Below are 14,984 nucleotides of genomic sequence, written 5' to 3'. Positions count from 1 at the left end.
CCCTCCCAATAAAATAGAATTTTTACTGTCATTAGTAACTCAAAAACTTGATTTAGCGCCCCTTCACTCCGCTCCCCACCTTCTAAGTATAAAAGAATTTTTATTCCTTAAACTGCTCCTCATCCTCTAAGGATAGATGCTCTCTCCCCTTTTAACCGCAGTCTACGATCATTTTATTTCTAAAATGTCTAAAAATAAATTCGTTAAGATATTATTTTCAAAAATTAGTTTAAATTGAAAATTGTTTCATTATTTCTAATTATTGGTAAATATTTATGATTAGAAGGATTTATTTGCGATTATACACCGAAATCTCCATTTATCAAAATTTGAAAAAAATTTCGTTATATTTGCTCGAAATCTTTTATTTACAGGTATTTCAAGAAAACCGACAGATTTTATCATATTTTATCAACTTAAAACTTTTTCTTTTTATTAACATTTTTGATATATAAAGATCGGAAGATGAACGATTATGAATTCAAATTGACCCAGCTTTTACATATCTTGAGCCCTTCGCTTGCATCTTTAGCGTAGGCATCGCAGCCAAAGGTTTCAGCAAGTTTTCTGTTCATCGAGGCACCGCCGGCAATAACTTTTACTTTAATACTTAATTTTTTTAGTTCATTTACCACCTCTTCTATTTTTCCCACTGTAGTTGTCATCATAGCTGATAACCCCAAAATATTCGGTTTCTCTTTTTGTACAGCGTTGATTATTGTAGAAGTTTCTACATCTTTGCCAAGATCTATAATTTTGAAGTTTGCGCTTCTTAATACCGCTGCCACTATATTTTTACCAATATCGTGTATATCCCCTTCCACCGTGGCTAGTACTACCTTAGCTTTTTTATCGTTTTGAGATTCGGGAATCAAATTGTTTAAGTAATCAAAAATGGGTTTGACAGTTTCGGCAGCTAACAACAACTCTGGGAGATATATGTTCCCTTGTGCATAAAGGTCTCCGATCTTTTCCATTGCTTTACCAAGCACATCTTGGCTAACTTCTAACGGACTTTTCTCTTTTAACTGATTTTCAATGATTCGTTTTACTTCACCTTCTTCACCTTGTAGGATCTTCTCGGTTAATTCGTCTTGTTTTTCAACCTTACTTGGTATTACAATATTTTTATCCAACAATAGGTTACCATTCAACGTGTTCATAAGGAACTCATCTTCGGGATTTAAGATGGCTGAAGTCAAGCCTTTACCTTTTGCCCTTGAAAGAAAGGCTGCATTTATATAATTTCTGTTTGGTAAACCGAAACTAAGATTCGAAAGACCCATAGTGGTATTGAACCCATTTTGCGAAAGTAACTTTACTGTCTCCAATGTAATATTTGGATCATTATTGGCAGCAAGGGACAACACCAACGGATCAACTATAATTCTATCTTTAGTTATTCCTTTACTTTCTATGTACGGCCATTTTCTTAGCACTAGTTGTAGTCTTTCTTCAGCAGATTCTAAGATTTCTTTCTCGAGTGCTAATACAATTAGTAATCCGCCATATTTTTTAATCAACTCGAGTTTTCTGTCCAGATCTTTTTTACTTAATTTAGAAGAATTGATTATTGGTCTTCCTGGATATTCTTTTAAAGCGGTTTCTAAAAATCCAATATTTTGAATGTCAAAAGAAATTGGAAGAGAAGAATGTTTGTCTAGTTCTATGATAATTTGTTTGAAATGTTCTTCATTCAAAATCTTTTCGATACCCAAGTTAACGTCTATTGCATGGGCCTTTACGCTTTTTTGACTGTTGGCTCTTTTTATTACATTCTCGAAGTTGAATTCTTCAATTTCATTTTGAAATTTTTTGTTCCCGGCAGGATTTATTCTCTCCCCAATAACGGTGAAAGGATGAAATTTGTTTAAGATCGTTCTTGAAGAGTACATAATAGGTATTTCTTTTACTATTTTTTTAGGTCTTCTTTTTACCATATTTCTAATAACTTTTATATGTTCTGGAGAGGTACCACAACAGCCTCCAATAATATTTACTCCTAAATCTAAATAGTCTTCTACAAACATTCCAAATATTTCGGGCGTCATTTTGTATTCCAAATGTTTTCCATCGAAAACAGGTTTACCAGCGTTTGGTTCAACTGATAAGAACTTGTTTGTTGAGAGTGATAGACGTTCAAAAACCTTTAAAAGTTCTTCTGGACCCAAAGTACAGTTAATTCCTAGTACATCTACATCTAAATCGTTGAAAACATTCGCAAAGATTTCCACAGAAGTTCCTGTAACGGAACGTCCGTTCTCTTCAAACGTCATATGAGCTATTAAAGGTAAATCTTCTGTTACTTTTCTTATTCCATATATAGCTGCTTTTAACTCTTTTATATCTGTCATCGTTTCAACGATAAATCCATCTACACCGCTTTCAAACAACACTTTTGCCTGTTGATAATACTCATCTATAGCTTCGTCCATTTCAAGCAACCCCATAGGATTTGGATACTCTCCTAGAGAGGATAGATCTCCAAAGACCAAAGCCTTACCTTTCGATGCTTGCTTGGCAATTTCAACTGCTTTGACGTTAACTTTTTCGAACGCCTCTTCATAATTTAACTCTTTGAGTTTTTTTCGATTTGCACTGAAGGTATTGGTTAAAAGAATGTCTGCTCCCGATTTTACGTATTCACTTTGTAGATTGTAAACTACTTCTGGATATCTGATGTTTAAAATTTCAGCAGGAATTTCTTTATATCCTCTTTTTATAAATTCAGTTCCATATCCTCCGTCTAAAATAAGTATCTTTTTATTCAATATTTGTGCAAAATCTTTTCTATTCATCATACCACCCTATCATACATACAGTACTTTTTCTTGGAGTTATGATACCAGTTTCTTTGTTGACAACTACTATCTCTGTTTTCAGTAAATTACTGACGATATCCCAATTTTTTCTCACATCTATATCCGAATATCCAGGAGAAAACCTCCTGGTACCTTTACCGAAATCTTTTCTCAGCTTTTTATCGATAGATTCGTTGAAAGCCTCTATGGCTTCTGAAGCCCAAGCATCCATTAACATGGAAGAGAGAGTATTTGCGTTTGATATATAGTTGTCTATTTCGTACCCTAATGTGGATACAAAAAAAGTGATAGAGTTAACACCTTCAAAAGATTTAGGAATAAGTTCTGTAGGAATTGTCTCTATTTTATATGTGTCACATACAGCTTTTGGTTGTGCTAATTCTAAACCGAGCTTGTATATTTTATTTATTTCTTCTTTTAATTTGTCGTTGATTTGGAATTTAGTTCCATTAAAGCCTGCTCGGAGTAAGTATATTTTTTTCTGAGGCATTATTTCATAAATTTCTGGAATGTAGATTTTAATAAAATTTTCCCCTCCTGTTATTTCGATAAAAAACATCTTTAGAAAGTCACATGATAGCGCCCCTTCGCCCCGCAGCCCGCCCATAAGGAAAAGATTCTTTACCCTTTCATCCAACTCCCCACCCATAAGGAAAAGATTCTTTTATCCTTTCATCCTAATCCGCACCCATCTAAGGAAGAATAAAAGGCTATGCCTTTCGCCACGTCCCCCGATCCATCTAAGGAAAAATAAAAAACTACTCCTTTAGCCACTTTCTTCACCCATAATGAGATCCGCAAGTTGTCCTAAATCGTCAACTACAAGATCTGGCTTTATTGCAGAATCTTTTAGATCCTCTAATTTTGCTTCCCCGGTTAATACTAATGTAGATAATGTACCAGCGTTTATTCCAATTAATATATCGGTATACAACCTGTCTCCAACTATACAAGTTTTTTCTGGGGTTACTTGATAATCTTTCATTATCATTTCTAAGATCTTGGGATCTGGTTTCCCAAAGACGATGTCAGGTTCTTTATTACATGCTTTAGATACTACACTTGCAATAGCAGCGGTATCTGGAATAGGCCCTTCTTCGGTTGGACAGTTCAAATCTGGATTGGTAACAAAAAAGAAGGCTCCTTTAGATACAAATATGGAGGCTTTTGCCAATTTATCATAGGTTAAACTTTTATCGAAGGTAACTACAACCATCTCAGGGGAATCTGCGACAATTTGATGGCCTAATTTTTCATATTCTTTTATCATTGAGGGAGTAGCCACCAAAAAAATTCTTTTTGGCCCAAACTTATCTTTTATATATTCTGCAGCAGCTATGCCCGCAGTGTAGATCTCGTTTTCTTTAATTGGATAGTTTAAGGCGTGAAACTCTTGTAGGTATTCTATCTTGGATTTGTTGGAGTTGTTGGTTAAAAAGACAAGCTTTTTATTTAGTCTTTTCAAAAGGTTGGAGAATTTTAGCGCACCGTTAACTAATTTTTGACTGATATAAAAAGTGCCGTCTATATCTAAAACGAAGAGTTCTATTTGTTTTAATTTTTCGATTGTTTTTATATTGTTTATCAGAATAAAAACCACCTTTTTTAAAATTTAATTGCGCGTCCCCTGACCCTTTTAAAAGCAGAGAGCTTTTTGTGAGTTAATTGCTTAATGGTTTTTGCATAAGCTGCGCTTAGCCCTTATTAGCGCCCCTTCGCCCCGCTGCCCACCCCATAAGGAAAAGGTTCTTTACCCTTTCATCCAGCAGCCCACCCATTTAAGGAAAGGGAACCTTTACCACTTCGCCCCGCTCCCCGCCTTAAGGAAAGGGAACCTTTACCCCTTTTCTCCACTCTCCACTCATTTAAGGAAAGAGGATAGAGGTTTGCTCCGCTGCCCCACCCATAAGGAAAAAGTTCTTTACCCTTTCATCCAGCAGCCCGCCCATTTAAGGAAAGAGAAGAGGAGTTTGTCCCACAGAACCATTTATACATTTAATTATATCAAAAAATTAAAAGTTTGTTGCTTTTTTTATATTCCAAACGATAGCTAGGAAGAAAATATGTTATAATAAATCGATCAAAAAGTGTGGAAAATTCTTTTAAATTGTGAGGTGAAATAATGAGTGAAACAATGCAAACAAACGTTTCTAATAGTGGTTTGTATTTATCAAGAATAGTACAAGGGATGATGAGACTTAGAGACTGGAATTTTTCAACAAAAGAAACAGAAGATTTTATTATGAAAGCAATAGATTTAGGAGTAACCACTTTCGATCATGCCGATATTTATGGAAATTATACTTGTGAGGGTTTATTTGGAGAGGTTTTTAAATCAAACCCTTCTTTAAGAGATAAGATACAGATTGTAACCAAGTGCGGTATAGTGCTCCCCAACAAGGAGACAAAAAGAATTCATTATTACGATACAAGCAAAGAACATATATTGAAATCTGTAGATAATTCCCTTCGTAACCTTCATACAGACTATATCGATTTACTCCTTATACATCGCCCAGATCCCTTCATGAACCCAGAAGAAATTGCAGAAGCCTTTTTAGAGTTACATAAATCTGGTAAAGTTCGTTTCTTCGGAGTGTCAAACTTCACCATCAATCAATTTGAAGCTTTACAATCAAAATTAAACCTTCCTTTGGTGACTAATCAGATAGAAATTTCCCCATTCAATTTAGAACATTTTGAAAACGATAATATTTATTTTTTAAAAGGAAAAAACCTCAATCCAATGGCTTGGTCGCCTTTGGCGGGAGGAAAGTTATTCGATGTCTCAAACGACAAGTCAGTAAGAATATTGACGACGTTGAAAGAAGTTGGCAAAGAACTCGGTATCGATTCTATGGATACTCTTGTATACGCCTGGCTTTTAAACCATCCTGTCGGGATAATCCCTGTTTCAGGAAGCGGTAGATTAGAAAGGCTTAAGAACGCTGTTGAAGCCCTGAACATAAAATTGACGAGAGAACAATGGTTTAAGATCTATGAAGCTGCACTAGGTCATGATGTACCGTAAAGGAGTTGATGATTTTATATGATATTTACAATAACCCTTAATCCATGTTTAGATAGATACCTTTATGTGGATAAATTAAAAACAGATGATACTACCCGTGTTAAAAAGATAAAAGATTATCCTGCGGGAAAGGGAATCGACGTTTCCAGGGCAATCAAAGAATTAGACGGGAAGTCCGTGGCTATTTCTTTTCTTGGTGGTGAAAATGGAAGAAAGATTGAGGAAATGTTGGATAGAGAAGGTGTAATATATACTGCTGTTAGAATTACCAAAGAAACTAGAATGAACATCATTTTACAAGAACAAAGTTCTCAATACCGGCTGAGTGTTCAAGGTCCAAAGATTCCAAAAACTGATTTGAACCAACTGTATGAGACTCTCAAACTTTTAATCAGAGAAAATGATACCGTTGTTATTTCAGGAAGTTTGCCGCGGGGTGTAACTCCAAATTTTTATGCAGAAATAATTTCTTACCTTAAAGGGAAAAACGCTAGGATATATTTTGATGCCGATGGTGAAAATTTAAAAGTCGGCGTTGAATCACATCCTGATTGTATCAAACCTAATCTATACGAGTTTCAAAGAGTTCTTGGCAAAAAAATAAATGGAATTGACAAAGACCAACTTGCTAAATATGGTTTGGATCTAATTGATAAGTATGGAATAAAGGAAATATTGCTTACTCTAGGGTCAGAGGGCGCTATATTTATCTCAAAGGAGAGTTGCCTATACGCTCCTTCCATAGATGTCCCTGTTCAAAGTGCGGTTGGATCCGGAGACTCCTTTCTTGCAGCTTACGTTTTAAAACGTGAAGAAGGAGCAAATGAAGAAGAAGCCTTTAAATGGGCAAATGCATCAGGTAACGCCTCAGTCATGACTCCTGGAACAGAACTTTGTCGAAAAAATGACGTTTTAAGGCTTTTAGACGAAATAAAAATAGAAAAGATATTCTAAAAAAATTTGGGAGGTGCAATTTTTACATGGATAATCTTCACGTTGTTGATCATCCTTTGATAAAACATAAACTTTCTATAATGAGAAATAAAGACACAGGACCTAAAGAATTCAGGGAACTTTTGAATGAGATAACCCTTCTGCTAACCTATGAAGCAGCCAGAAACCTTCCAACGATGGAAGTTGAAGTTGAAACGCCAATTGCAAAGACAAAAGGAGAGATGGTTGAAGATAAAAAAGTTACCATAGTTCCTATATTGCGAGCAGGTTTAGGTATGTTGGATGGTGTTCTTTCATTGGTTCCAAATGCTAGTGTAGGTTTTCTAGGTGTGTATAGAGACCCAGAAACTCTCAATGCAATAGAGTATTATGTGAAGTTTCCACCTTTGACAGAAGACCATCAAATCTTTATTCTCGATCCTATGCTTGCCACAGGACATTCTATGAACCATGCTATAAAGCAAGTGAAAAAACAAGGAGGACAGAATATCACTATTATGTCCTTGATAGCAGCTCCCAAGGGGGTTAACGTAGTTATAAGTGAAAACCCAGATGTGATTATTTACACCGCTGCTTTGGATAGTAAACTCAATTCAAAAGCGTATATTGTTCCCGGCTTGGGAGATGCAGGAGATAGATTGTATAGAACAAAATAAAGAATATCGGGGGCAATTGGATGTCGAAATTGTTGAAGCATACATTTCTTTTCTCTTTGGCAACTTTTATAAGTAGATTATTAGGCCTTTTACGGGATGCTACCTTTGCTCATTATTTTGGAATTAGTGCAGAGTACGATGCATATTTAGTAGCAATTATTCTTCCTTTCTTTCTTCGGAAAATCTTCGCTGATGGAGCCCTCTCCTCAGCTTTTATTCCTTTGTTTACAAGAAAACAAGGAAAAGATTCTCAGGTTTTTCTCAGCACCACAATATGGTTTGTATTAATAACGACTGTTTCATTATATATACCTGTTTATTTTTTTTCGGACCAAATAGTTTTAGTTTTGGGAACTGGCTTGTCTGAATCAACGATGGAATTAACCTCTTATTTGTTGAAAATTACATATCCCTTCATAATTTTTATCTCTTTGTGGGCAGTAGCTACAGGCGTTTTAAATAGTAACGATATCTATTTTGGACCTGCATTCGCTCCGGCTTTATCTAACCTTTGCAGTGTCGTGTTTATCTTTTTATCTTCTTACTTTTCCCCAAGAATATTAGGACCAACTATAGGATTCACAGTAGGAGGAATTTTACAGTTTTTGTTAGTTTTTTATATCTTAAGAAAGATTCATTTCCGGATGACACTTGATTTTAATTTCAAAGATCTGAAAAGTATAATGAATTTGTTCGGTCCCGCATTATTAGGAGTAGCTGTGGCTTCCTTGAATACATTGGTTGATACCAATATCGCAACATGGACCGGTACGGGAGGTGTTTCGACCATTCAATACGCTCTAAGAATTTATCAGCTCCCTTTAAGCATATTCGCCATAAGTGTTGCAAACGCCCTTTTACCTAAATTATCGTATTCTTCAAGTATTAAAGATGAAAAAGAATACAACAAGAATTTGAAAGATAGTATAGAACTAACTTTATTCTTTGCAATTCCTTCAATGTTCGGTTTGATATTTTTAAACAATGAGATCGTGGCTTTGATATATCAACACGGTAGTTTTACTTTTGAAGATACGTTAATAACAGCAAAAACATTGTTATATTATTCTCTGGGGCTTCCATTTTATTCTTTACATACTATCTTTATCAGAACTTACCACTCTAAATTAAATACAAGATATCCTTCTTTAGTGGCAGTGTTAATGCTTTTAGTGAACGCGACTCTCGATGTTTTGTTGGCTTTCAGATATGGTGTTGTAGGTATCGCATTTGCAACTGCTATTTCCGGTATTATCGGCATGTTCATGACAGGTTTCAATATTATTAAAGGTTTGACTGGTGAAGATTGGATAGAAATACTTAAAATTTTCATCGCAAGCGCTGTTATGTCTATATTTATCGTGACTAGTAAAGGATTTTTTGATTCTAGACTGTTAGTCGTTCTTCTAATTGCTCTAAGCGTCCTCGTTTATTTCTTATCAGCGTACCTTATAGGTTCAAAAAAGTTAAAATTAGCTATAAACCTTTTCTTTAAAAGAAAATAAGGTCTAAATGACACTCTTTTCGTATTCCGAATCATATAGATGACAAGCAACTTGTTGATTTTCAACATTTTTCAAAGTGGGTTCTTGAATTTTACAAATCTCTTTTGCATATGGGCATCTAGGATGAAACCTACAACCTGTGGGGATATTAACGGCGTTTGGAACTTCTCCTTGAGGTATTATTCTTTCTTTCTTGCTTTTAGGGTCAGGTTCAGGAACCGCTGATATTAGAGCTTGAGTGTAAGGATGTTTTGGTTTTGTGTATATTTGTTCAAAATTTCCAACTTCGACAATTTTGCCCAAGTACATTACGGCTATTCTGTCACAAATATATTTAGTCGTAGCTAAATCGTGTGTGATGAAAAGATAAGTCAAATCAAAATCATTTTTTAAGTTGATCATCAGTTGTAACAATTGAGACCTAACAGAAACATCCAACATCGCAACTGCTTCATCCGCCACTACAAAGGTAGGTTTTAAGATCAAAGCCCTAGCTATTACAACCCTTTGTCTTTGGCCACCAGATAAATCACGAGGATATCTGTAATAATACTCACTTGCTGGTGATAACTGTACCCTTTCCAACATTTCCATAACAAGCTTCTGTTTTTCGGAACGGTCTTTCCCAATATTGTGTATTTGTAGAGGATGCATCACAGCCTCACCAATCCTCATATGAGGGTTCAAGGCTGCAAGTGGATCTTGAAAGATTATTTGAATCTCTTTTCTTACATGTTTTAGTTCTTTTTTTGTTAATGTACTGATGTCTTTTTCTTTGAATAAAATTTTTCCTTCAGTAGGATCTTCTAATCTTGTAATTAACCTACCTGTAGTTGTTTTTCCGCTCCCTGATTCACCAACTAAACCAAGAGTTTCACCTTTTTTTACTTCAAAATCAATCTCATCTACCGCCTTTACATATTTAGGAGGGGTTCTAGTTAAAACTTCACCCACTGATCTTTTTAGAGGAAAATATTTTTTTAAACCTTCAACTTTTAAAATTGCATTTTCAGTCACTAGTACCACCCACATTTACATGTTTTAAATCTTGAGAATTTTCATATAGCCAGCATTTAACTTCTGAGCCTTCGATTAAAAAGCTGTTAGGCTCTTGTTCATGACAGATGTCCATTGCGTACTCACACCTCGGAGCGAATCGGCATCCTTTTGGAGGTTTACCCAAATCTGGAGGACTTCCGGGTATATATTTTAAATCTTTGTCGTTGATATCTGTATTCGGAATCGACTCTAAAAGTGCTTTTGTATAAGGGTGCTTGGGATTGTAATAAATATTTTCCTTTGAAGATATTTCTACCAAATGACCGGCATACATAACTCCAATCTTATCTGCAAGTTGAGCAACTACACCTAAATCATGTGTTATAAGCAACATGGACATTTGATATTCGTCCCTTAATTTATTCATCAACTCTATTATTTGAGCTTGAACTATTACATCCAATGAAGTAGTTGGCTCATCGGAAATAACAAAAGATGGTTTTAAAACTAATCCTAGTGCGATCATCACCCTTTGCCTCATACCACCACTGAATTGAAATGTGTACTGATTCATCCTGCTTGGGTCTATTCCCACATCCTTTAGGACACTACCTCCCATTTCTATAGCTTTTTGCTCAGATATATCAGGAAAATGAGCTTTCACAATCTCAACAAATAGGTCTTTAACTTTCATAATTGGGTTCAGGGAAGTCATCGGATCTTGAAAGATCATGGTTATATCTCTACCACGAATTTCTCGCATTTGTTTTTCGTTCATTGTAGTTATATTTTGACCATTTAATTTAATTTCTCCATACAATTGTGCATTTAAAGGCAATATTTTCATTATAGCTTGTCCCAAGGTGGATTTCCCGCAGCCTGATTCTCCCACTAGTCCAAGTGTTTCCCCATCTTTTACATTAAAACTAACATCGTCAACCGCTTTTATAATCCCATCTTCACTTTTATAATAAACTTTCAGATTTTTTACTTCAAGCACGCTTACTACCTTCTTTCCCTAATTGTTGGATTCAGCATCTCGTTTAGACCTTCACTGAACATAGAAAATCCGAGTGTAACAGTCATTATAGCAACACCTGGAAATGTCAAAGCCCACCAAGCACCACTCAAAATAAATCTTTGACCATTGCTCAAATCAAAACCCCAATCGGGAGTTGGAGGAGCTATTCCCAATCCCAAAAAGCTCAATCCAGCTTCTGTCATTATGGCGTCTGCCAGGTTCATTGAAAGAACAACCACAACGGATGGCAGTACATTTGGAAGTATATACCTTCCCAAAATAGATAAGTTTGATGCACCTATAGCTCTGGCTCCATCGACATAAAGTTCGTTTTTTACTGAAGATACTTGATTTCTAATGACCCTAAAGTATGTGGGTATGTAAACAACGGCTATGGAAATAGCGATATTCATAATACCTGGCCCTAAAAATGCAGCTATCGCTATGGCGAGAATTAAACCTGGAAAGGAATATATAGCATCCATAACTATGGTCATTATTCTATCGAATATTCCTCCCACGAATCCCGATAATAAACCTAACGGTATACCAATTGCTGAAGCTATTGCTACGGAAACAAAAGCTATTGTTAAGGCAATTCTAGCTCCATAAACAACCCTGCTAAACACATCCCTGCCAAGATTGTCCGTTCCAAACCAAAACTCACTACTAGGAGAAGTTAGAGATCTTCCAACCCTTTCTGTAGGGTCGTAAGGAGCTATTTGAGGAGAAAAAATGGCCAAGAAAATATAAAAAATCAAAATAACCATACCTATGAAGGTAAGCCAAGCATTTGAACCTCTAAAGAATCTGGAGAAGCTCTTTCCAATCTTCGATGAAATGAATTTATGTTCTTCCAATTTTATACCCTCCTCAGTACCTTACCCTTGGGTCTATTAAGGCGTTGATAATTTCTACTATAATGTTAATTATTATTACAAAAATAGCGAAAAAGACTATCGTTCCTTGAATAGCGGGGAAATCTCTGTATCTGATTTTCATGATGAGATAACTTCCAATCCCTGGCCAAGAAAAAGTTGTTTCAGTTAAAACAGCTCCAGCCATCAATAGTGCAAGCTGTAATCCCATGACCGTTAAAATAGGAACTAAAGCATTTCTTAAAGCATGTCTGTACAATATTCTATTTTCAGGTATCCCTCTTGCTTTAGCAGATTTAACATAGTCAGAGGTTAACGTTAAAATTGTATTATTTCGAACCATTCTTAAAAAAATACTCGAGATAACTAAGCCAAGAGTAATACCAGGCAACAACAAATGTTGTAAGACATCCCAAAAAGCTGTCCAATTCCCTCTTAAAAGAGAATCCAGTAAAAACAAACCTGTTATTTCTTCAAATTGAACTGTAGCCCCGATCCTCCCGGCAATGGGTAACCATTTCAACTGCATTCCAAAAATGAATTGCATCATCAGACCAAACCAAAATACCGGTACAGCATACATAAGCATCGAAAATCCCCTGGCAATTATATCTATGGGTTTGTCTCTTTTTTGTGCGGCTTTTGAACCCCAAAAGATCCCTATAACTACAGCTATAATAAATGCAAAAATCGTTAATTCAAGTGTGGCAGGAAATCTTTCTAATATCTCATCAAGTACGGGCCTTCCCGTCATTGTTGAAGTTCCCAAGTCACCTTTGAATAGCCCCCCTACATATTTAAAAAATTGAATCAGTATGGGATCGTTAAGTCCTAATTCTGCTCTCCTGGCTTCAATAACCTCTTGAGAGGCTCTCCCACCTAACATTGCTGCAACAGGATCTCCGGGAATTATCCTAATAACGAAAAATATAACTACTAAAAGAACAAAAAGCATGGGGATTGCCAACAAGATTCTCACAATAATATAATTTCTCAGAGACACTTAGATCACCCTTCTTTTCTGAGGTTGGTTTTCTCAAAATTGCCCCGATTATTAAATAAATCGGGGCAATTGTCTTAGTTTCAAATCTTCAAAAGAACTTTAAGAAAAAATTATTCCTTGTAAAGCAAATAATATCTAAAGACCTGAGAAGGTTCCAACAAAATTCCTTTAATATTATTTTGGGCAGCTACCGTTTCTACACCTTGCCAAAGTGAAACGTATGGTGCGTTGAAAGCTAGATCTTGTTGGACCAATTTGTACAATTGAGATCTAACTTCTTGGTCAGTCGCTACTCTTGCTGCTCTCATCACACTTTCAGTTATTGGGTTAACATAAAAACTACCCATCGATCTAGCTCCACTTTCACTTAAGAATGGCCAGAGGTAATCATCAGGGTCTATGTAATCAGGATACCAACCCAATAAGAACATACCCATAGTTCCGTTTAAAAAATAGTCAACGTAGGTTGCCCATTCCGCATATTCTAAGTTGATATCGATAATTCCTGTCTTTTCTAAGGATTCCATTAAAACTTGGGCTACATCTGCTTCGGTTGTTCCATAATGAGTAGGGCTGTACCAAAGATCAATCACTAGTTTGTTTTTTTCGTCGTAACCAGCTTGATACAGAAGTTGTTTTGCAGCCTCAAGATCTCCTTCTTGGAAGACATCTTCGTGACTCCACATTCCCATTGGGACAAGAGAATATAATGGTGATGCCATATTCAAAAATACATCTTCAACGATTACATCTCTTTCAACAGCCAAGGAAATCGCTTGTCTTACCAAAGGATCGTCGAAAGGTTCTTTCTGTGCATTGAATACTAGCATTCTGATTTGTGGACTTTCACCCTGGATAACTTGAACATTTTGAGAACTTTTTAAATCTTGTATGTCTCTTGGGTCTAAATGTCTGAAAGCAATATCTATTTCACCGGTTTCCAAAGCCAATCTCAACGTTGCAGCGTTTTCGTAGAATAAAATGATGATTCTATCTGTTTTTGGTTTTTCACCAAAATATTTGTCATTTGCTTGCAATGTAATTCTTACGTCCCTTATCCATTCGGTGACTTTGTATGGACCAGAAGCGGAAGGCGCTCCATCATAAAAACTATCTGCTGAGAATATGTTTGGATTGACAGGCCAGCCAACAGTGTAACCTAATACTGAAACAAAAGCTGAAAAAGGATACTCGAGAGTTACTTTGAAGATATAATCATCGACCACTTCGGTTGTTTTAACTATATCCGAAAGTAAGAATGCAGGATCTCCTCCAAGTTTTATAACCCTATCGAAGGAGAATTTAAATACGGATGCATCTATAGGGGTTCCATCTTCGAAAACTACACCTTTTCGAACGTGGAAAAGATACTCTAATCCATCTTCAGATACTTCCCAACTTTCGAATAAATTTGGCTCAATTTCCGTGGAATTAACCTTGTAGTCTACTGGTCCAGATAAAACATTTTGTAAAATATTACTGGAAAAGTAGTCATAACACAAAGCTGGGTCTAGAGTTCTAATTTTGTCTGTGGTACCAACAACTATGGTAGATTGTGCCCAAACGCCGACAAATAAAACCAACATAACGAATAAACTTACCAAATACTTTTTCATAAAATCCCTCCTCGTAAAATATGCTGATATGAAAAACTTAAACACTTGTTCTGCAACAATACCTTATAACATTTCTTATTAAATCTGCGACAAATTTTACAGATATATGAAAAAAATTTCACAGCACGTCTCATATTGACAAAAATTTCAAAAATAAAGCCTCGATTGGTAACTTAATTTAAATTAAATTAATTATCTCTATTATACAATTAATATCTTTAAGAGTCAAGTAACAATAAAAAATCATAACTAGCGGGAGAAGGAACAAAAAATATCAGAAGATTGGATTTAAGCATTGAACCTTTTCTAACTTTTAAATAGATCTATTCTTAAATTAAGTTATTTTAAATTAACATAATATATATTAACACTTCTTATTATTCTAAAATTAATACGTTTGTATATTATACATTTCTATTTTTTAAAACAAAGATTTAACAATTTGCGTTCCACAATTTGCTTCTTAAATCTTTTGAAGACGAGGGATCTAAAAATTTTA

At 35.4% G+C, this 14,984-nt stretch carries 12 protein-coding genes; 4 read left to right on the top strand and 8 right to left on the bottom strand.

Features of this window, described 5'->3' with window-relative positions:
- Window positions 1–473: 473 nt before the first annotated feature.
- The 3 genes from X927_RS03005 to X927_RS02995 form a co-directional block, all read right to left on the bottom strand.
- Window positions 474–2,801 carry a homocysteine S-methyltransferase family protein gene (locus X927_RS03005; RefSeq protein WP_245855459.1) on the bottom strand — a complete coding sequence of 776 codons (2,328 nt, stop codon included), beginning with the start codon at window positions 2,799–2,801 and terminating at the stop codon, window positions 474–476.
- Window positions 2,791–3,459, bottom strand: a complete 669-nt coding sequence (locus X927_RS03000) for a methionine synthase (RefSeq protein ID WP_211287800.1) — start codon at window positions 3,457–3,459, stop codon at window positions 2,791–2,793. The genes X927_RS03005 and X927_RS03000 overlap by 11 nt, the downstream gene beginning before the upstream one ends.
- Window positions 3,460–3,588: 129 nt before the next feature.
- Complete coding sequence (locus tag X927_RS02995) at window positions 3,589–4,422, bottom strand: HAD-IIA family hydrolase (protein WP_103076623.1); 834 nt, start codon at window positions 4,420–4,422, stop codon at window positions 3,589–3,591.
- A 534-nt stretch (window positions 4,423–4,956) separates the two neighbouring features.
- On the opposite strand from X927_RS02995, the gene X927_RS02990 reads away from it, so the two are divergent.
- Genes X927_RS02990 through murJ form a run of 4 tightly spaced genes read left to right on the top strand, consistent with a single transcriptional unit; the run spans window position 4,957 to window position 8,968 of the window.
- A complete protein-coding gene (locus X927_RS02990; RefSeq protein ID WP_103076657.1) occupies window positions 4,957–5,853 on the top strand; it encodes an aldo/keto reductase in 897 nt (298 codons plus the stop codon).
- An 18-nt stretch (window positions 5,854–5,871) separates the two neighbouring features.
- Window positions 5,872–6,807, top strand: coding sequence for a 1-phosphofructokinase family hexose kinase (locus tag X927_RS02985; protein WP_103076622.1), 936 nt, complete (start codon window positions 5,872–5,874; stop codon window positions 6,805–6,807).
- A gap of 26 nt (window positions 6,808–6,833) precedes the next feature.
- Window positions 6,834–7,463 carry a uracil phosphoribosyltransferase gene (upp, locus tag X927_RS02980; RefSeq protein ID WP_103076621.1) on the top strand — a complete coding sequence of 210 codons (630 nt, stop codon included), beginning with the start codon at window positions 6,834–6,836 and terminating at the stop codon, window positions 7,461–7,463.
- 20 nt (window positions 7,464–7,483) lie between these two features.
- Entirely contained in the window at window positions 7,484–8,968 is a 1,485-nt protein-coding gene (murJ, locus tag X927_RS02975; protein ID WP_103076620.1) for a murein biosynthesis integral membrane protein MurJ, read from the top strand.
- 3 nt (window positions 8,969–8,971) lie between these two features.
- On the opposite strand, the gene X927_RS02970 is transcribed toward murJ, so the two are convergent.
- The 5 genes from X927_RS02970 to X927_RS02950 form a co-directional block, all read right to left on the bottom strand.
- Window positions 8,972–10,000: an oligopeptide/dipeptide ABC transporter ATP-binding protein gene (locus tag X927_RS02970; RefSeq protein ID WP_103076619.1), complete on the bottom strand. Its 1,029-nt coding sequence runs from the start codon at window positions 9,998–10,000 to the stop codon at window positions 8,972–8,974.
- Window positions 9,978–10,967 (bottom strand): ABC transporter ATP-binding protein, encoded by a 990-nt coding sequence (locus X927_RS02965; protein ID WP_103076618.1) that lies wholly within the window; start codon window positions 10,965–10,967, stop codon window positions 9,978–9,980. The genes X927_RS02970 and X927_RS02965 overlap by 23 nt, the downstream gene beginning before the upstream one ends.
- A 5-nt stretch (window positions 10,968–10,972) precedes the next feature.
- Window positions 10,973–11,848, bottom strand: coding sequence for an ABC transporter permease (locus X927_RS02960; protein ID WP_211287799.1), 876 nt, complete (start codon window positions 11,846–11,848; stop codon window positions 10,973–10,975).
- 13 nt (window positions 11,849–11,861) lie between these two features.
- The gene (locus X927_RS02955; protein WP_103076617.1) at window positions 11,862–12,869 is read right to left on the bottom strand and encodes an ABC transporter permease; all 1,008 of its coding nucleotides are present in this window, start codon (window positions 12,867–12,869) and stop codon (window positions 11,862–11,864) included.
- A 110-nt stretch (window positions 12,870–12,979) separates the two neighbouring features.
- Window positions 12,980–14,485, bottom strand: a complete 1,506-nt coding sequence (locus X927_RS02950) for an ABC transporter substrate-binding protein (protein ID WP_103076616.1) — start codon at window positions 14,483–14,485, stop codon at window positions 12,980–12,982.
- Window positions 14,486–14,984: the final 499 nt, after the last annotated feature.

The sequence above is a fragment of the Petrotoga mexicana DSM 14811 genome (assembly GCF_002895565.1).
Taxonomy (GTDB): Bacteria; Thermotogota; Thermotogae; order Petrotogales; family Petrotogaceae; genus Petrotoga; species Petrotoga mexicana.
Note: the sequence above shows the minus strand (reverse complement) of the source record. Positions and strands in the feature narration are given on the sequence as shown.